A 19313-nucleotide genomic window follows, 5' to 3' on the forward strand; every position below is an offset into this window, starting at 1 on the left:
CTTGTCCTCCTTGTCTCCCTCATCTCCCTCTGCTCCCCTGTTCCCCTGCCTCTCTAATTTAGGGGCGATCGCTATTCCCCTGCTTGTTGTTTGAGTAAATTGACCAAACTATCGGATAACCACAAACCAGCGTCACGCAAAGCTTGAATTCCAGGAGATATGCTTGGGATTAGTCCACGTCTTTTTGCTAATATCAGCAAACCTCCTGTTCCAATAGTAGTAATACCTAAAGCTTGACCACAACGCCGTGCTGCCCTATCGTCAACAATGGCGGCACAGTCTGAAGTTTTTAGTGCCAAACTCAATACTTGTGATTCTCCCTTTCCCAAATCCCAAGCTGCTACAACAGGCGCAATAGCATTAACTTCTACTGTTTGTATCCAAGAAAGACTGGGTAATTGTGTTGATGCGACATCATCTTTTGTTGTGACTTCTTCAAAAACACCCAATGGAACTAAAATTTCTGTGAATAATTGGGGAATTAATTCTGCTTGCTGACTTTTCAAAAGAACAATCAAAGGTGAAGAGTTAATAATTACACGATTAATCGACATTTGCCAGTTCCTGGGCTAACTCTTGGGCAGTATATTGCATAAAATCTACTTGGTAGCGTGATAAGGCATTAATAAATTCAGCACGAGTTAGCCCAGCAATCTCTGCTGCTTTGGCTTGTGAAATGTCACCTAATTCATACCATTTAACTGCTGCGGCAATTCGCATTTCTTGGATAAATTCTTCTGGATTTTTACGAAGTGCTGAAAATACTGTTTCTGGTAATTGGATTGGTACTGTTCGCATAAATTTATTCTCAGTTTATTAGAGAGTATTCCTCTGCTTAGAGTCAAGAGTGCTAATATTGACTCTTTGAAACTCAAAACAGCTAGCGGTTGCTTTATTATTCACTGTACTTTGGATCTGTGGGGGCATGAGAATCGAACCGCAGAGGCGCAGAGGACACGGAGGGAGAAATTAAGAGGGAGCGATCGCTTCCAGCGTGCGGTTACGCGATCGCAACTGCCTTTTTACGAGAAGGACGTTTGCGGTCTGATTTTTTCTTCAATCCCACTGCTTGGGCTTGATCGCTATCTGAGCCATATTGCCCGCGCACGACTTCTTTCATCGCTAATACAGCGTTATGAAATTCCCATTCTGCTAATCGGGCAGCATCAGCAGCAGCCCGGTATAAAGCTAGTTTCTCAGTTTCGGCTTGTTGAGAAATCAACATCGCCTGATAAACTTCCTGTAACTTTGCAGATGAGGCATCAACACGGTTTGTATTATAGGTGTTGACGGTTTGCAAACCGTGGAATGAGCTAATATCTTGACTAATAGTTTGAGGACGCAAACGGCGTGTTGTATCTTGGATAGTCATAGATGTATAAGTAGTATTGTGTATATCTAACGTATCTATTACAACTTAAAATCTAACAGTAAGATGAATTTAAATAGATATTTGGTGAACAATAATTTATAGACGCAAAAGCGCGTAGTGAGACGTTAGCGTAGCGGGCCCAGCCAGTCGAATTTCGTGTGTTTACATTGCATTGTGAATGTATCAACTTGCATTGTGAATGTATGGGCTTACATTCACAATGCATCAATTTGCATTGTAAATGTATCAACTTGCATTATTAACACATCGGCTTGCATTGTGAATGCATCGGCTTGCATTATCAACACATCGGCTTGCATTGTGAATGCGTCTTACGGAGTAAGTTTCAAAACACACCTTAGTTAGATTCTCTATGCCAAATTGTCGTGATACTATTCGGCTTATTCCTGTTATTGCTTAGTAGGAGGCAATTATAGAGATCGGTAAACGCAGTTTTTAATAAACTGCTTTCGCTTTGGGATTAAAGCAAAACGACACTACAGCAATGAATCCAGATTATCTGGGGTAAATATTAGATTTAAACTCGTCATTAAATTAGCGATCGCACCTAACTATCCGATCGCGACAGTTTTGCGTTTCAAAATACACTTTTATTTAAGGAAAGCGTTGATTATGTCCAACTTCAAAATATTTTCTACTGGTTTAGCAGCGATCGCTTTATCTGTCGCAACTGGTTGCACACCAACTAGTCCCCGTGACCAGAATACATCAGAAGCTCCATCTGCTCAGTCTGTGCAAGCAACTGAAAATCCATCTCCAACTGCTTCCCCAACTGCTTCTCCAACTGTATCACCAACTGCATCAGGGCAAAATAACCTCAGTTCTTCAGATAGACAATTTATCACTGAAGCGGCTCAAGATGGTTTAGCAGAAGTTCAATTAGGACAACTTGCATCACAACGTGGAAGGAGCAATGTAGTCAAACAATATGGACAGCGTATGGTTCAAGATCATAGCCAGGTCAACGCACAACTCAAACAGTTGGCAGCTCAAAAAGGTGTCACATTGCCAACTAGTATCGGCAGCAATAATCAGCAAACCAAGCAACGTTTATCTAGGCTTTCTGGTACTAACTTTGATCGCCAATATCTGAATCAGATGCTTCAAGCTCATGAAAAGGATGTCGCAGCATTTCAAACTGAAGCTCAACAGGGACAAGATCCAGATGTGAAAGCATTTGCGGCTCAAGCGCTACCAACCCTCCAAAAACACTTGGAAGAGGTTCGTTCCATTGTTAATCCTGGTGGAACTTCAAATAGCAGCCCAACTAGCACTCCAACTAGCACCCCAACTCCAACCAGCACCCCATAAATCCCAAATTTCATCGTTAAAAAACCACAAGAGCAAAAACTAATAACCTTGATTTACGAAGCCGCACAAACAGGCAAAACAATCTCTCTACCTTGTGTATTATCAGGACTGGATGCCACTCGTGACCCCGCTCCTAGAATGCTTCATTAAAATTGAAGCGTTTCTTAAATGCAGAGGGACGCATTAGCATTGCAAAGGAACGCATTGGCATTGCAGAGGGACGCATTGGCATTGCAAAGGGACGCATTAGCATTGCAGAGGGACGCATTAGCATTGCAGAGGGACGCATTAGCATTGCAGAGGAACGCATTAATTTAACTTAGTACAACATTTCATTAATTTGTAACGAATTTCCTGCGCTTACCTTTGCGCTCCTCTGCATTTAAATAAAATTAAATCTTCAAGCAGTTCGTTAAAAAAATTGACTTTCACAAATAGTTATAGCTCAATAAAGTTCAGTTAGCGTCAAAAACTAACGAAAATATTGGGTTTCTTTCCTCAACCCAAGCTACGATTATCCTTGAATGAAGTGTATTGAGTTATAGCCTTAACTAAACTCTATTAGTTTTTATTGTCACTATCATATCCTCAAGCTTCAAAACTACTATAAATAGAAAAATAAGCAATCAAATGAATGAATTACAAGCAATTTTAGAAGGCTTTGAATCCAGTCAAGAAAGTGGTGAAATCACTTTTCTTGCCACTGTAGTTAAAACTCAAGGTTCAACCTATCGCCGACCGGGTGCTAAAATGTTTATGACAAATACAGGTCGGATGATCGGAACAATCAGCGCTGGTTGCTTAGAGAATGACGTATTTGAGTATACTCAGCAACGAATGTCAGACGGCAAACCAATTCTTGTTACTTACGATCGCACCGCCTCTGAAGATATTCTTTGGGGTTTTGGTTTGGGGTGCAATGGGGTAGTACAAGTTCTCATCGAACGGCTTGAGAGAAAAAGCATAGCCAATGCGATCGCTTTTACACGAGAGTGCTTTCATAAAAAACATTTGGGTATTATTGCTACAGTCTTTGCTTTTGAAGGCGAGGTAGATGTAAAACTTGGGTCGCGCTTACTGCTGTACCCAAATGGTAAAATTGTCACTGACATTAAAGATCCAAATTTAATTGAATCTCTGAGTGCAGATGTTCAAGCGGCCTTTGTTAATCACAAGTCAAGCGTCAACAACTATCAGTTACCTTTAGGCAGTGCAGAAGTTTTCATCGAAGTCATTCAACCACCCACACCTTTAGTAATATTTGGTGCAGGTTATGGCGCTGTACCCGTAGCAAAGTTTGCTCAAGCATTAGGTTGGGATGTTACTGTAGTTGATTGTCGAGCTAATGAGACAACTAGAGCGCGATTTCCTCTAGGTTGTGATGTCATCCTTAGCAATCGAGATATTATACATAAACAGATTTTTATAGATGTTCAAACAATAGCTGTAGTGATGACGCATAATTATCTTGACGATCTAGAAATTTTAAAGATGATGCTACCATCTCCTGCACGTTATATTGGCGTTTTAGGAACAAAGCATCGCACAGAAAGATTGCTGCAAGATTTATCCATCAAAGGGATAGTTCCTACTAGTGAACAATTAAATAAATTGTATAGTCCTGTTGGTATTGATATTGGTGCAGAGACACCAGAAGAAATAGCGATCGCCATCATTGCAGAAATTCAAGCAGTGCTGACAAACCGTAAGAGTAATTTTTTAAAAAATCGTAATCAACCAATTCATAAAAGTTATCAAAACAATTTTAATTAGTAACTGGGGACATAGTGCTTATCTGTTATGATATTGACCCATAAGCAATATAGAAACTGAAACATCAAGCATAGCTATTATTCTTGTGACGGGTACAGCAAAAAACCTGTTGCTTGATTAAGGATGTCGTTTTTTGCGTCACATTGCAGAAATTGCGATCGCTTCAGTTTGTAACCTGTGGTAATCGAATGTCCTTGAAGTTAATTTTTCGATTGCTTGATGTTCATCATTATGTATTTACTGCTTATAAAGCCAATTTGGTCTACATTTTTGTTTAAGTCCCAATAGGATTTCTATATGCAAAAAAAGGTAGTGTTGCGATGAGAATCTTGCTGATTGAAGATGACGAAGTTTTAGCAAGTGTTTTGTTGCAGTCTCTTACCCAACAACACTATGCTGTTGAAATAGCAGAAGATGGACAAATTGGTTGGGAATATGCCCAAGCTACGAACTACGACCTGATATTAACAGATGTGGTACTGCCGAAGCTGGATGGTATTACTTTATGCCAGCGCTTACGTTCTAGTGGCTGTTCCACTCCTATTTTATTGATCACAGCAAAAGATGAAACTAGCGATCGCATTCGCGGACTCGATGCTGGAGCAGATGATTATCTAATTAAACCTTTAAATTTGAGAGAACTGCAAGCAAGAGTACGCGCTTTGCTACGTCGCGGCGATACTCCCCGTCCTCCAGTGCTAGAAGTTGGAGCATTGCGTTTAGATCCAAGTATTTGCGAAGTAACATACGACAATCAAGTTCTGGATTTGACACCTAAAGAATATAGTCTGCTGGAGATATTACTGCGGAATCCATTGCGGGTTTTTAGTCGGGGAGATATTATCGAACATCTCTGGACTTTTGACGATCCACCCCAAGAAGAAACTGTGAAGTCTCATATTAAGGGGTTACGACACAAGTTGAAAGTAGTTGGAGCCGTAGACTGGATTGAAAACGTTTATGGTTTGGGATATCGCTTAAAATCCCAAAAAACTACTAGTAGTGAAAATATCAAAAAAGAAATAACTCAAAAAAATCCAGTTCAAAATTCTTCCACAACCGATACATCTCCATCCGTTGAGCAGCAGTTTCAGCAAGCAATGAATGGGCTGTGGAGTCAATACCAGGGGTTAATGACACAGCGAATGGAGGTATTGCAACAAGCAGCAGCAGAACTCTCTAGCGGCACACTAACTATAAAATTACGTAATTCGGCTGAACGGGAAGCGCATAAGCTAGCTGGTGTTTTGGGAATGTTTGAGCAAGAAACAGGAACTCAAATAGCACGGAAAATTGAACAGATTTTAGCCAAAGATGGAGAGTTATTGGCAGCCCAAAAACGCCGACTGATATCCCTGATACAAGAGTTAGGCGAATTGTTAAACTTAATGGCACAAAAGCTAGTAGATCAAACTGCTACCTCGATTGAGGAAGAGATAAGTTCTAAGTTACTGCTGATTGACCCTGATTTACAACTGGGTTCACAGTTGCAACAAGTGGCATATTCTATGGGAATGCGTTGGCAGCAAATAACAACGTTAGAAGGTGCAAAAAACTTCTTGCAAACAACATCACCAGATTTAGTAGTGCTAAATGTAGATGAGATAGGGCAGCGAGAGGAAACTTTAGCATTAATGTTGGACTTAGCAACACACACCCCTCCTATACCTGTTCTGGCACTTGCTGTTACCGATCGACTAGTAGATCGTGTAACTTTGGCTCAGTCTGGGGCGCGGGGTTTTCTTCTCAAGCCTGTCGCTGCAAGTCAAGTTTGGGAAACTGTCTCACAAATATTACAGTTTACCCGTTCTTTAAAAGTAAATGTATTAGTCGTTGATGATGACCCGCTTATTTTAGCCGCACTAGGCCCAATGTTAGAACCTTGGGGAATGCGAATCACCGGATTGGACGATCCCCTACGTTTCTGGGAAGTATTACAATCTACTGCACCAGATTTGTTGATTTTGGACGTGGAAATGCCCGAAATTAGTGGTATAGAACTTTGCCGGGCAGTTCGCACAGATCCCCAATGGCAGGAATTGCCAATTGTCTTTCTAACGGCTCACCGAGAGATGGAAACGGTGCAGCAGGTGTTTGCTGCTGGGGGAGATGATTATGTGGTTAAACCTGTTGTAGGGGCAGAATTGCTGGCCAGGATTACCCATCGCTTAGAACGCAGCCGCCTACTCCAGTCGCTCTCTACTAAAGATCCCTTAACGGGACTGGCAAATCAATTTCAGTCTAGCCGCGACTTACAGCGCCTAATAGCTCAAGCCGAAAAAAATCAGCGATCGCTTTGCTTGATGATCTTAAATATCAGCGATTTACGCCAAATTAATATCCAGTACGGCCATGAGGCTGGTAATCAAGTATTGCAACGATGGAGTCGGCTATTCCAATCAGCATTTTGCAGTGGTGAAATATTGGGCTATTGGGGTAACGGAGAATTTGTGGTGGGAATTTCTGGGTTTACTGAAACAGAAGTAACAGTAGACACAGAGCAACTTGTTGTCAAACATCGCCTCAGTGAAATTTTAATTAAGCTTCGCCAGCAAGTATTTACAGCTTCAAATGGCGATCGCTTTCAGGTAACTTGTAACTTTGCTGTGGTTGAGTATCCTAATGATGGACTAAACTTACAATCTCTATACCAAGTTGCTAATTCTATGTTGAAGCAGAGCTAAAAGGCAATAGGAAAGAAGGCTTTTTGAGTATTGGGTAAAGGATGACAATACTCTCTCTTTTTAAGGAACGCCATACCAATTAACTGTTGAATTACGTGAGTTAGGTCAATTTCAAGTTATATTTGTAGCAGAAAGTGAGCAACAGTTACTTGAAAAAATTCAGCAAGTACCTATAACTGAGTATAAAACTCAACGTCGTCGATTAGCTTTGGACGAAGCTCCGCGCCAGCAAAAACGTTGCCTTCATCGTAATCCAGTTAGCACAATACAAGCTTTGGTTAATCAACATACCGAACTTCGCACCGTACTTGAGTTTCAAGCTCTTAGACAGTTAGGGGGTGTAGCTGCTGTATGCCTTTGCGCTTAACAGAAAAGTTGCCAGTAGGCGAGATCGCTACCATTGTTGTTGAGCCGTGGCGTTGATGTCTGTCTCGTAAATGATCTCCATCGACTAGAAGCAATCTGAATTCAGTGTTTCCAAATTCCTTGAACTGGGCTTGCACATCTGTACAAAATTGCTGTGGCTCCATCGTTGTCACGTTCCCGCTGCTAACATACAGTGAAGGAAATTGAAGGCATAACTGCTGTAATCCAGTCAAATGAGTAGCAAACAACAGAATATGATTGTTTTTAAGAGAGGGTAGAAGGAATGCCGGCACCTCAATATCGTTCTTGACTGGACACAGCACAGTCATTTTCTTTTCAAAGAGGCATTTTTCAGCTATTTCCATACCGTATTGGTCGAGATTGAAATATTGTTTGACAGTCTCGAACCTTCCGATAAAAGAAGCCACATTTTGATCGACCGATCTACATTTCAGTCTATTGATTATGACTGGAGAAACAGCCACTACCATATACGGCAAGGGAGAAGGGTTGGGTAAGACAACAGGCTGTCCTTGGCTAAGGTGCCGTTTGATTTCTGGAAGTGCTTCATCCCCATATTTAATAACAGTGACATCCAATGTATTACATCTCCTTGACTAAACGGAGTAGTGTATCGTTACAGACTGTACCTTCTGTCTCTGCCGCTTCCATGACTTTTGAGTAAAGAATATGAAAATTTATGGACGAGGTGTCTACACCAATCTCTTGCAGTTTGTCACAGAGTCCAGCAAGTCCACTATGTCTTCCAACGGTAGACTTAATATTACGGCCAATAACTTTCGGATCAAATGTGGTGTTTTGAATGTTTTGAGCAAGTGAATGGTGTATGCCTGTTTCAACACTAAAAGTATCTAGTCCAACAAACGGTTGATTTGATGCAAACTGGAAACCAGTCAGCTTGCTCAGATCACAGGCAATCTTGTAAAGGCTGTCAAGACGGCAGCCACATTCAAATAAAGGATTATCTTTCTCAAAATAACTGGCGTATGCCAAAATCTGTTCAAGTGGTGTATTTCCACCAGCATCACCTATTCCTCCAATAGTTGCTTCCACCTGACTGACACCAGCATTAATCGCTGCCACAGTATTGGCAAGGGCAAGCCCCATATTATTATGACAATGAATAGATATGTCAACACCTATCGGTAAGCTCTCTTTAATGAAACTCACCAAAGATGCGAGACTATTTGGATTCATAGTACTCTGACTATCCGCAATTGCTATGCATGTGGCACCAGCATCCGCTACTTCGCAAGCCAATTCACTCAGAAAATACTTGTCTCGGTTACCACTGTAAACCAGATAATACTGTACAGCCGGAAAAATATCTCGCCCATAGCTCACTGCCTTGCGTGATGAATTAATGATCCTTCTGTGGATGTCGGAGTCAAAAGTATGGCGAGTGTATAATTCGTATGGCATAACCCATGTCGCCAATCTAGTGCGGTCTATATGATGTTTTACCGCACTGTAGGCTGCTTTAATGTCCTTTGGTATATGTCTAGCCAATACGCTTAACTGGACAAAGTTGGTTGCATCAGCTATTGCATAAGCACCCTCCCAATCAAGCTTCGAGGCGACGGGAAATCCAGCATCAATTATATCGACACCCATCGCTTCCAGTGAGGCTGCAATATCAGCTTTCTGCCTGGGTTCAAGATGAATAAACGCCGCTTGTTCTCCGTCCCGCAATGTGGTTTCAAAAATTTTCATTTGTTTTTGTCTCCCAACTGCTCACGACAGAAGCAAGAGGCGATCGCCCACGACTATCTGGGACTGGACAACTGGCAGCAGGTCAAGTATCTGGGAGATGTTCCTGTGGTAGGGCTTATGATTGTGATGAATACAACTCTTCAAATTACTAGATTTTGAACATGAGTAAGGCTTTTCCATTCGTGTCAATGCAAAAAACAACGGTCGCCCGCACAGTAGTTTTCGCCTCAAGACATCAGTCAGTCTAGTGCGTAATTACTAACTATTACAGCAGCACATATAGCCGTCCGCTTAAAGCGTTTAGCTTGATAAATGTGAAGAATGGAAGTGGCTTGAAGTCTATCAAGAGCGCACTTCATGGTTTCAATATTTCACAATTTTCAATAGAATGCAAGGACAGTTAAGACAGTTAAGAAATATATGTTAGACAGTTAAGCACAGTTAGCAAAAAATATCTCAAGCTAAAAATATTGTATAGCAAAATGCTTGATATTAAGCATTCTTTAATTAAAGAGTACTTACGGCGGGGCAATAAGCCAGAGTTGCGATCGCAGAGTGCAGAATATAGGTTCAATACCCGAAACCTTTGTCAGAACTAGTTTATAGAAAATACCAAAATTTTGAAACTAACATGCGGAATGTGGGATGTATTCAAAACCTTTCCCCATTTCCCTTTCCCCTTTAACCCTCAATGATGCTGATAACCGTATTGCTGCTGTAACATTTAAAGGCAGTATGTAGTTTTGCTATAGTTAAATACCTTAATGAGCAACTATAGATACAATCACTATACCAAGTTGTTCTATCTACACCAGGAGACATTAAGGAGTGGGTGATGAGCGCTAAACAATTGGAGCAGGTGAAGCAATTGCAAGCTACCCTCACCAAGATGGAAGTAACATTAGGTGCGATCGCTGATGCTGTAGTCTGGGTAGGAAAAGACAGACGCATTCAATGGTGCAATTCTCATTTTGAGTCTCTGGTAAATCAACCCCACGGCAATATCTGCGGCGCAAAATTAACTGACTTACTACCCTTAGCACAAGCAAGACAGCCAGCCTATCCTGATGTGCAGATACTCAATGGGGAATATGAAACAGCAAATTATCAGTACCAGCAGGGTGAGCGAACTTTAACACTACAAATTTCTGGTACCTGTACCGAACTGACTGACGATCGATGTGCAATACTGGTGATTCGGGATATCACGCTAACGAAACAAACTCAAGAATCTTTGCAAGAGATTGAAGAGCGATTGCAGACATTAATTAACGCTACACCCGATATTATCTGCTTAAAGGATGGCGAAGGAAAATGGTTGCTGTCAAACCAGGCTAACCTAGAATTTTTAGAGATACAAGGGGTTGATTATCAAGGCAAAACAGACTCCGAACTGGCAGAATTTAGCAATTTTTATCACGATGCTTTACTCAACTGCAAGGAAACAGATGAGCAAGCTTGGCAGTTGGGATGTGTGCATCGGGTAGAAGAAATTATACCTCGACCTGATGGGACAGTTAGCAGTGTCGATATGATTAAAGCTCCCCTATTTCATCAGGATGGTAGGCGCAAGGCTCTAGTGGTTTTAGGAAGGGATTTGAGCGATCGCAAACAAACTCAAGTAGCCTTAGAAAACTCTTTGTCTCTGTTAAGCGCGATCTTTGAATCGATTCAAGACGGTATCTTAGTAGTTGATAGTTTAAGTAATATTACTACTCATAACCAAAAGTTCTTAGAAATGTGGTCAATTCCACCAGAAATTTTGACAGAACCAGATCATCCTCAGCGACTGGCGTATTTGGCAAACCAGCTAAAAGACCCCGATGGGTTTTTGCAACGAGTCCGAGAATTGTATTCACAGCCGGAAGTAGTTAGTTATGATTGCTTAGAACTACAAGATGGTAGGATATTTGAGCGATATTCCTGTCCTCAGCGCATTGGCGAACAGATTATTGGTAGAGTATGGACTTTCCGCGACATCACCCAACGCCAAAGGTCAGAAGAAGCACTAAGGCAAAGTGAGTTGCAATATCGCACCATTTTTGAAGCAATCAATGATGGACTATTTATTACTGATATAGAAACTGAAAAAGTCGCTGAAGTTAATCCTGCGGCTTATCAAATGCACGGTTATTCTTATGAAGAATTTCTCACTTTACATCCATCTGTCTATATTCACCCAAGCTCACATTCGGTTTTTCTAGAGTTTCTTGAAACAACGCGATCTGGTGAGCAATTTTATGGGCAAGCAGTTGATATCTGTAAAGATGGTACTTTAATAGATGTGGAAGTCAAAGGAACGACTTGCATTTACAACGGTAAGCCACACATCTTGGCAGTAGTGCGCGATATTAGCGATCGCAAGCGCACCGAAGAAGCCTTACGACAAAGCGAAGTCCAGTATCGAGATTTGGTGCAAACAGCCAACTGTATTATTCTGCGTTGGGACGGCAACGGTGACATTATATTTTTAAATGACTACGGTCAAAGGCTTTTTGGCTTCGATTTAGATGAAATTATCGGGCATAATGTCATCGGCACAATTGTTCCAGAAACCGAGACTTCTGGGCGCGACTTACAGACATTAATGGTTGATATTTGTCAACACCCAGAAAACTATCTATTCAACGAAAATGAGAACTTATGCAAAAATGGCGATCGCGTCTGGATAGTCTGGGCAAATAAACCCATATTAGATGCACAAGGAAACTTAATCGAAATTCTTTCAGTAGGCACTGATGCCACAGAACGCAAACGCGCTCAAGCAGCCCTCCAGCAAAGCGAGTTAAAGTTCCGTAGCATCGTTGAAAATGCTAATGACCTGATATTCGTCCTTAACCTAGATGGAATCTTTACCTATCATTCGCCTAATGTTACCTCAATTATGGGATACAGCCTAGAGGAAATAGAAGGTCATTCTGTGGTGGAGTTTACCAAACCGGAAGATTTAGCAACTAGCGCCGCAGCATTACAAAGGGCTGCTACTGGAGAAAAACTGACTGATATTGAGGTGCGATTAAGACACAAAAATGGCAATTGGCGATGGTTCAACTTTAATACTTCGACAATTAATCCTGAGAGTGGCACAGTTGCTATTTTGGGTGTAGGACGTGACATTACAGAACGCAAGCAAGCAGAAGAAGCTTTGCGGCGTAGTGAAATGAAATACCGCAACATCTTTGAAAATTCTCAAGTGGGTATTTTCCGCACTCGGCAACAAGATGGATTAATTATCGAGGCTAATCAACGCGGTGCCGATATTTTAGGTTTTGCCTCTGCTGCTGACTTGATTGGCAAGTTTTTCACAACTGACTTATATGCTAATCCAGACGATCGCACACGGATGTTAGCAGAGTTAGAAAAAGATGGTGAAGTTCGTAATTTTGAAGTAGCACTACAGCGACTCGATGGTTCGGTTGTTTGGTTACTGTTGTCACTCCGTCTCAACGCTGAAGAATCCTGTTTAGATTCCGTTTTTACAGATATTAGCGATCGCAAACGACAAGAACAGGCTTTACGCTTAATTGTTGAGGGTACAGCAGCAAAAACAGGTAATGAATTCTTCAATTCCTGCGTTCGTTATCTGGCTGAAGTATTGCAAGTTCAATATGCCCTAGTCACTGAGTTTCATGATGAGCGGAAAACTAAAGTCCGCACTTTGGCATTTTGGTCTTGCGGGGCGATTAACGAAAATTTGGAATACAATTTGCACGGCACTCCTTGTCAACATACCTTGGAAGGCAATCTGTGCCACTACCCCCAAAGAGTGCAAGCTGCTTTCCCTGAAGATGCAGATTTAGTGAGGATGAATGCCGAGAGTTTTTTTGGCGTTCCTCTCACCAGTTCCTCTGGGGAAATCATTGGACATCTAGCAGTGATAGATGTCAAACCTATGAAGCACGATCCGGGACGGGAACTGATTATCAAAATCTTTGCAGCCCGTGCCGGTGCCGAATTAGAACGCAAACAAGCAGAAGCAGCCCTACAAGAAAGCGAGTTAAAGTTTCGCACTATCGTTGAAAAGGTCAATGATGTGCTGTTCGCGATCAGTGCTGATGGGGTTTTCAACTATATTTCTCCTAATATTTTGAATACTACCGGATTTGCCCCCAGCGAAATGGAGGGTAATTCTTTGGCATTATTTACTCATCCCGATGATGTGCAAAAATGTCAAGAAGTCGCCCAAACTATCCTCGCAACCGGTGAAGGAATTTCTGGTACTGAGTACCGCGCTAAACATCGTACTAGGGGCTGGGTTTGGCTAACCTCTAATGCAGTCCGCACACAAGATGCCCAGGGTAATTTCCAGATTGTAGGTGTAGCTCGTGATATTAGCGATCGCAAACAAGCAGAAGCCGCCCTGCAACGTCGGACTCAAGCAGAAAGTTTACTCAGTAGCATTTCTCGCCAATTTATTGACCAAAATTTAGAAACAGCAATTAATTTTACACTCCAAGCGATCGCTGAGTTTATTAGTGCCGAACACAGTTGCATCTTTGAATGCTCCCAAGATCAACGTGAATTCCACCTCATCCATGAATGGTGTGGTGAAGATGTTGCACCATTGATTGATATTGCAAAAGGCTCGCCTGTAGAAGTTTTCCCCTATTTCTACGAACCGATTCTCCGTGGTAGGCATCGACAAATCTCTTGTGTGGAAAATTTACCACCCCATCTACCTGAGCGAAAAGTTTTTGAAAGTATGTCGTTTCAGTCTTTACTAGCAGTGCCAATGGTTCATGCTGGCAATGTAGTGGGATTTGTTGGTGCAGCGATGATTCACTGCTCGAAAACCTGGAGTCAAGAAGATATTAATCTATTGAAGCTGGTAGGTGAAATAATTGCGATCGGTCGAGCCAGACATCAAGCAGAAGAAGCGCTAAGAATTGCCAAAGAAGCAGCCGAAACTGCCAACCAAGCTAAAAGTGCTTTCCTCGCTAATATGAGCCACGAACTCCGCACGCCTCTTAATGCCATCCTGGGTTTTTCTCAGTTAATGGAACGAGATACTAGCCTCAACTCAAACCAACGTGAATCTTTAGCTACCATTAACCGCAGTGGCGAACACTTGCTCAATCTGATTAACGATGTCCTAGAAATGTCCAAAATTGAGGCTGGACAAATCATTTTCACCCCTGAAGACTTCGACCTTTATCTGCTGTTGCAAACATTACAAGAAATGTTTCAGGTAAAGGCACAAACAAAGCAATTATTCCTCAGATTTGAAATTGCTCCCAATCTTCCCCGTTATATCCAGACAGATGAAGGGAAACTCCGCCAAGTTCTCATTAACCTTTTGGGTAACGCCGTCAAGTTTACTCAAACAGGCGGAGTAACGTTGCGGGTAAGCTTGGGGACTGGGGACTGGGGACTGGGGACTGAAGATAAGGGAATAAGTGGACAAGATGATCGGGTAACTAGAAAAATAACTAATACCCAATGCCCAATCCCCAATACCCAATCCCCAATACCCAATCCCCAATCCCCAATCCCCAATCCCCAATCCCCAATCCCCAATGCTCCATTCCTTCACTTTGAAGTCGAAGACACTGGACGGGGAATAGCACCAGAAGAAATGAATAACTTGTTTCAGCCTTTTGTTCAGACAACAAGTGGTATCCAAACCAAAGAAGGAACTGGGCTAGGATTGACAATCAGCCGCCAATTTGTGCGGTTGCTGGGTGGCGATATTTACTTAACGAGTACCCCTAGACAAGGATCTACTTTTAGCTTTGACATCCAAGTAAATTTAGCCGCAGCATTGAAAGTTTCACCAAGGTTGAATAAGGGACGTGTCATCAAGCTAGCAGCAGGCCAACCCTCTTACCGGATTCTGGTAGTGGATGACCGTAAAGAAAACCGCGATTTAATTGTGCAACTTCTTGGTAGCATTGGTTTTGAAATTAAGGCTGCGAATAATGGACAAGAAGCGATCGCAATGTGGCAAACTTGGCAGCCTCATCTTATTTGGATGGATATGCGGATGCCTGTAATGAACGGCTACGATGCAACTAAAGAGATTAGAGCCAGGGAAAGAAATACAAATACAAATCACCGCACTGTAATTATTGCCCTAACTGCCAGTGCTTTTGAAGAACAACAGGCAAGTATCTTAGCCGCAGGTTGCAACGACTTGGTTCGTAAGCCATTTCGTGAGCAGGTAATTTTTGAAAAAATAGCTGAATATTTGCAGGTGAGCTATATCTGTACAGAAGAAAGTAGTGAAGATTCAACAGACAACAACCTAAAGAATATTCAATTTTCCATTTTGGATCTTCGCTCTGCAATTACCATTATGCCTGCTCAATGGGTAACAGAACTTAATCAGGCAGCCGTTGAAGTCGATGCCGAAAGGATTTTTCAACTAATTGAGCAAATTCCACCAACACATTCTACTTTGGCAGAAAAATTGACAAATTTAGTCCGAAGTTTCTGCTTCGATGAAATTATTGATGTAACGGAAGAAAATTGTAACTGAGTTCAGAACGGGTAAATTGAGGGAAGTCGGGTATTTAAGGGCTGTTCTTATGGGACTTACAATTAAAAAATATCCCCGCTCCGCCTACCTGACAGGTGTAGGTTTTTTACAATTAGGAGGAATTGAAGCAAAAGAAATTATCAACAGGAGTATGAGGAAAAGCACTCCAACTCGGAAGACGAAGAGGAAGATGGTTGAGTAAATCAGCAATCAGGGTCAACAACCCTAAAAGAAAACAAGAAATCTGACGCCTAGGATGAAGGTGGAAAGGTTGAGAAAAGACAATATGTCGAGGAGGAAGTTGTTCGAGGTTAGGGGGAGAAGATTGATTTTCAGCTTCGCCACCCAGCATCACCATCCAAAGTGTGGCAACAGCGATAGCTAACCACAAACGTTCAGCACGTTGTGGGTCAAGCAAACGAGTATGATGCCAATCCCAACCATCAGATTTCACATCCCGATAAACACATTCTGTAGAAGGACGTAAACCGTACCAGAGTGCAGAGGCGCTCGTTGGCTCAAGGTCAGTCAGAATTAACCAAGGGTCTTTGTAGCCAAGATCCCAACGGGCAAGCAATGTACATTCAACGGGATTGGTGACAAAACAGATAATTCGACCTGACCAAGATGTTCCTGGCACAGAAACCACATCTGCAAGTGGATACCATGTATTGCCAGGTGGTAGGCGATAAGTTCCTTGATGGTTAATGCGTAAAAACGGATGCCAGCCAGCAGCAACGATCAATTCATATAACCAACAAGCATACAGTCCTCTGTCAGCGGTGACTATCACATCAAACTCAGTCGGTATGGCATCTTTGATTGCTGTGAGCAGATTTTGCCAATGCCCTTTCCAACTTCCCGGTTCATGTGCTTTAACCACACACCATGCCACAGGGATTCCACAACCCGCCAAGAGTATGTTTACTGATAAAACTACAAATTTATTGCCGATACTGGTTGCGTCTAGTGCTAGAGCAATACGCTTGATATTGGCAGGTAGCAAACTTATCACCCATAACAGCAATGGCGCAAAACAACTACTTACATCTAGAGTGCGACGCAACTTTCCTTTTTTGGCTTTTGCTTCCTGATACCATTCTTTTAATCTTTGACGTACCGTATTTGCCTTTTGAGAGTTGACTTTGGCAATGAATTTTGACACTTTGCTCAAGCTACTTGATTTTGTCATCACCATGCCAAAACTCCATGTTGCTAGTCCTACCACTTGTGGTAACGTCAAATGTGGCATTTTCTGTGACACTATACGTGTCCACTGTTTGAGGTACTCATTTTTTAGCATTTGAGCCTCTGTTTCACTCTGTGAGTCTGCTTTTATTTTCTGTCGAGAGTGAATGAATACTCACACCCTTGTAAAAAACCTACACCTGTCAGACCCTAACCCTCCCCTTGGAAAGCTACGGTGTATACACAAGTCTTCTAAAGTTGCGCCACAAGCTTTTGATCCCCCCAACCCCCCTTAAAAAGGGGGGCAAAAAGCTCTCAAAGTCCCCCTTCTTAAGGGGGATTTAGGGGGATCTACAACGATTTTGGTTTTCTAGAAAGATGTGTGTACACCGTAGCCTTGGAAAGGGGAGGGAACTGGATTTCTTGTTTCCCCCTTTTACAAGGGTGGATTAAGGGGGGTAATTCGACTTATATACACATTTATTATTTTTTAGGCAAAACCTACGCAGTATTGGCACAGAGTGAAGTTTTTGTTTTGGGTAAGAATCAAAAAAATCGGGTAAAAATATGAAATATTATTATGGACTTTCATCTGCGCTGATTGGTGTATCAATGGTATTGGTGCAGTCGCAGGTAGCATTAGGATTATCTGCATCAGCACTAGAAAAAATAGCTCAAGATATTACAGTAAAAATTGTCAACACTCAAAACTCCACCGATTCAGGTTCGGGAATTATTATCAAACGCTCTGAGAATACTTACACTGTCCTCACTGCCTATCATGTGGTGAAGAGTGGTCAAAAATATAAAATATTAACACCAGATGGGCAAAGTAATTCAATTAAATCGATGCAGCCCTTACCACAGGCAGATTTAGCAGTTTTGGAGTTTAGCAGTAGCAAAACTTATAACATTGCCAAGATTGGTAATTCCGATGAAGCCACACGCGCCACTACTGTTTATGTCGCTGGGTTTCCCGCTAAGACAGCAGCTATTTCTAACCCAGGTTTCTTTTTTAACAAAGGACAAGTAAACGCCAACGGGACGGCACAGCGTGATGGTTATAACATCATTTACGATAATGATACTTTAAAAGGTATGAGTGGGGGTGCGGTGCTAAATGAACAAGGGGAAGTAGTAGCAATTCACGGCAGGTCTGATGAGCAAGCAATAAGTGAAAAAAGCCAGAGTAAAATTATTACGGGGATTGGAACTACTATATATTCGGCTGCACAGAGGATGTTAGCTGTGGGGGTAGATTTGGGAGTGAATCTGCCAAGTATTAATGTTGCTGCTGCATCCAAAGCAGATGACTTTTATATTAAAGCGAACGACAAATATAGTAAAAAAGATTATAGAGGGGCAATCGCTGATTATAGCGAAGCCATTCGCCTCAATCCTAATTATGCTGAAGCTTATCTCTATCGGGGTACTACCCGCGACGATTTAGGAGATAAGCAAGGAGCGATCGCTGATTACAACGCTGCTCTCAAAATTAATCCTAACTATGCCTTCGCCTACAACAACCGAGGAACAGCCCGCTCCGATTTAGGAGACAAGCAAGGAGCGATCGCTGATTTCAACGCTGCGATCAAGATTAATCCTAACGATGCTGAAGTCTACTACAACCGAGGATTAGCCCGCTACGAATTAGGAGACAAGCAAGGAGCGATCGCTGATTTCAACGCTGCGATCAAGATTAATCCTAACGATGCTGAAGTCTACTACAACCGAGGATTAGCCCGCTACGAATTAGGAGACAAGCAAGGAGCGATCGCTGATTTCAACGCTGCTCTCAAGATTAATCCCAACGATGCCGATGCCTACTACAACCGAGGAGTAGCCCGCCATCAATTAGGAGACAACCAAGGAGCGATCGCTGATTACAACGTTGTTCTCAAGATTAATCCTAATGATGCTGATACTTACTACAACCGAGGATTAGCCCGCCGTCAATTAGGAGACAAGGAAGGAGCGATCGCTGATTACAACGTTGTTCTCAAGATTAATCCTAACTATGCCCATGCCTACAACAACCGAGGAATAGCCCGCCGTCAATTAGGAGACAAGGAAGGAGCGATCGCTGATTACAACGCTGCTCTCAAGATTAATCCTAACTATGCCGATGCCTACTACAACCGAGGTAATGCCCGCTCCGATTTAGGAGACAAGGAAGGAGCGATCGCTGATTTTCAAAGTGCAGCTAACATTTATCAACAACAAGGTAAAAATCAAGATTATGAGGATGCACTTAATCGCATCAGAAAACTTCGAGAGTAGCCAGAGTCAAGAGACAGGGGATAGGGAGGTGATGCGATCATCGCCTGAAGATGTAGAACGTGCGATTACTTTAGGTGCGATCGGCTGGTAATATTTTCTTTGATTG

General features: G+C 42.2%; 14 protein-coding genes. 8 read left to right on the forward strand and 6 right to left on the reverse strand.

The window, feature by feature from the left end:
- Positions 1 to 71: 71 nt before the first annotated feature.
- From ACFFRD_RS13725 to ACFFRD_RS13735, 3 genes are all read right to left on the reverse strand, one after another.
- Positions 72 to 554, reverse strand: coding sequence for a DUF3368 domain-containing protein (locus ACFFRD_RS13725; RefSeq protein ID WP_392481969.1), 483 nt, complete (start codon positions 552 to 554; stop codon positions 72 to 74).
- Entirely contained in the window at positions 544 to 798 is a 255-nt protein-coding gene (locus ACFFRD_RS13730) for a UPF0175 family protein (protein WP_193200542.1), read from the reverse strand. The genes ACFFRD_RS13725 and ACFFRD_RS13730 overlap by 11 nt, the downstream gene beginning before the upstream one ends.
- Before the next feature lie 202 nt (positions 799 to 1000).
- Positions 1001 to 1372: a hypothetical protein gene (locus ACFFRD_RS13735; protein WP_163934699.1), complete on the reverse strand. Its 372-nt coding sequence runs from the start codon at positions 1370 to 1372 to the stop codon at positions 1001 to 1003.
- A 633-nt stretch (positions 1373 to 2005) separates the two neighbouring features.
- Here ACFFRD_RS13735 and ACFFRD_RS13740 point away from each other — a divergent pair.
- From ACFFRD_RS13740 to ACFFRD_RS13755, 4 genes are all read left to right on the forward strand, one after another.
- Positions 2006 to 2704, forward strand: coding sequence for a DUF4142 domain-containing protein (locus tag ACFFRD_RS13740; protein ID WP_392481971.1), 699 nt, complete (start codon positions 2006 to 2008; stop codon positions 2702 to 2704).
- Positions 2705 to 2856: 152 nt separating this feature from the next.
- Positions 2857 to 3027, forward strand: coding sequence for a hypothetical protein (locus tag ACFFRD_RS13745; protein WP_392481973.1), 171 nt, complete (start codon positions 2857 to 2859; stop codon positions 3025 to 3027).
- A 307-nt stretch (positions 3028 to 3334) separates the two neighbouring features.
- Positions 3335 to 4477, forward strand: a complete 1143-nt coding sequence (locus ACFFRD_RS13750) for an XdhC family protein (protein ID WP_392481975.1) — start codon at positions 3335 to 3337, stop codon at positions 4475 to 4477.
- Between the two features lie 320 nt (positions 4478 to 4797).
- Complete coding sequence (locus ACFFRD_RS13755) at positions 4798 to 7161, forward strand: response regulator (protein WP_392481976.1); 2364 nt, start codon at positions 4798 to 4800, stop codon at positions 7159 to 7161.
- Between the two features lie 323 nt (positions 7162 to 7484).
- On the opposite strand, the gene ACFFRD_RS13760 is transcribed toward ACFFRD_RS13755, so the two are convergent.
- Both ACFFRD_RS13760 and ACFFRD_RS13765 read right to left on the reverse strand, forming a co-directional pair.
- Positions 7485 to 8126, reverse strand: a complete 642-nt coding sequence (locus ACFFRD_RS13760) for a hypothetical protein (protein WP_163934714.1) — start codon at positions 8124 to 8126, stop codon at positions 7485 to 7487.
- Between the two features lie 4 nt (positions 8127 to 8130).
- A complete protein-coding gene (locus tag ACFFRD_RS13765) occupies positions 8131 to 9240 on the reverse strand; it encodes a LeuA family protein (RefSeq protein ID WP_163934717.1) in 1110 nt (369 codons plus the stop codon).
- Between the two features lie 27 nt (positions 9241 to 9267).
- Here ACFFRD_RS13765 and ACFFRD_RS13770 point away from each other — a divergent pair, with 27 nt between their 5' ends.
- Together ACFFRD_RS13770 and ACFFRD_RS13775 are read left to right on the forward strand one after the other, a co-directional pair.
- Positions 9268 to 9420: a hypothetical protein gene (locus ACFFRD_RS13770; protein ID WP_392481977.1), complete on the forward strand. Its 153-nt coding sequence runs from the start codon at positions 9268 to 9270 to the stop codon at positions 9418 to 9420.
- 676 nt (positions 9421 to 10096) lie between these two features.
- Positions 10097 to 15739, forward strand: a complete 5643-nt coding sequence (locus ACFFRD_RS13775; RefSeq protein ID WP_392481978.1) for a PAS domain S-box protein — start codon at positions 10097 to 10099, stop codon at positions 15737 to 15739.
- 112 nt (positions 15740 to 15851) lie between these two features.
- On the opposite strand, the gene ACFFRD_RS13780 is transcribed toward ACFFRD_RS13775, so the two are convergent.
- Complete coding sequence (locus ACFFRD_RS13780) at positions 15852 to 17042, reverse strand: transposase (protein WP_392481979.1); 1191 nt, start codon at positions 17040 to 17042, stop codon at positions 15852 to 15854.
- A gap of 452 nt (positions 17043 to 17494) precedes the next feature.
- On the opposite strand from ACFFRD_RS13780, the gene ACFFRD_RS13785 reads away from it, so the two are divergent.
- Together ACFFRD_RS13785 and ACFFRD_RS13790 are read left to right on the forward strand one after the other, a co-directional pair.
- Positions 17495 to 19207 carry a tetratricopeptide repeat protein gene (locus tag ACFFRD_RS13785; RefSeq protein WP_392481980.1) on the forward strand — a complete coding sequence of 571 codons (1713 nt, stop codon included), beginning with the start codon at positions 17495 to 17497 and terminating at the stop codon, positions 19205 to 19207.
- On the forward strand, positions 19173 to 19298 hold the full coding sequence (locus ACFFRD_RS13790; protein ID WP_392481981.1) for a hypothetical protein: 126 nt from the start codon (positions 19173 to 19175) through the stop codon (positions 19296 to 19298). Before ACFFRD_RS13785 ends, ACFFRD_RS13790 begins: the two co-directional genes overlap by 35 nt.
- Positions 19299 to 19313: the final 15 nt, after the last annotated feature.

The sequence above is a fragment of the Nostoc sp. C110 genome (assembly GCF_043099725.1).
Lineage (GTDB): Bacteria > Cyanobacteriota > Cyanobacteriia > Cyanobacteriales > Nostocaceae > Nostoc > Nostoc muscorum_A.

What these genes read in the sequence shown, in the direction of transcription:
- ACFFRD_RS13755 (WP_392481976.1), top strand. Translation starts at nt 4,798, where the DNA reads ATGAGAATCTTGCTGATTGAAGATGACGAAGTTTTAGCAAGTGTTTTG.
- ACFFRD_RS13790 (WP_392481981.1), top strand. Translation starts at nt 19,173, where the DNA reads ATGCACTTAATCGCATCAGAAAACTTCGAGAGTAGCCAGAGTCAAGAG.
- ACFFRD_RS13750 (WP_392481975.1), top strand. Translation starts at nt 3,335, where the DNA reads ATGAATGAATTACAAGCAATTTTAGAAGGCTTTGAATCCAGTCAAGAA.
- ACFFRD_RS13735 (WP_163934699.1), bottom strand. Translation starts at nt 1,372, where the DNA reads ATGACTATCCAAGATACAACACGCCGTTTGCGTCCTCAAACTATTAGT.
- ACFFRD_RS13740 (WP_392481971.1), top strand. Translation starts at nt 2,006, where the DNA reads ATGTCCAACTTCAAAATATTTTCTACTGGTTTAGCAGCGATCGCTTTA.
- ACFFRD_RS13785 (WP_392481980.1), top strand. Translation starts at nt 17,495, where the DNA reads ATGAAATATTATTATGGACTTTCATCTGCGCTGATTGGTGTATCAATG.
- ACFFRD_RS13725 (WP_392481969.1), bottom strand. Translation starts at nt 554, where the DNA reads ATGTCGATTAATCGTGTAATTATTAACTCTTCACCTTTGATTGTTCTT.
- ACFFRD_RS13780 (WP_392481979.1), bottom strand. Translation starts at nt 17,042, where the DNA reads ATGCTAAAAAATGAGTACCTCAAACAGTGGACACGTATAGTGTCACAG.
- ACFFRD_RS13775 (WP_392481978.1), top strand. Translation starts at nt 10,097, where the DNA reads ATGAGCGCTAAACAATTGGAGCAGGTGAAGCAATTGCAAGCTACCCTC.
- ACFFRD_RS13730 (WP_193200542.1), bottom strand. Translation starts at nt 798, where the DNA reads ATGCGAACAGTACCAATCCAATTACCAGAAACAGTATTTTCAGCACTT.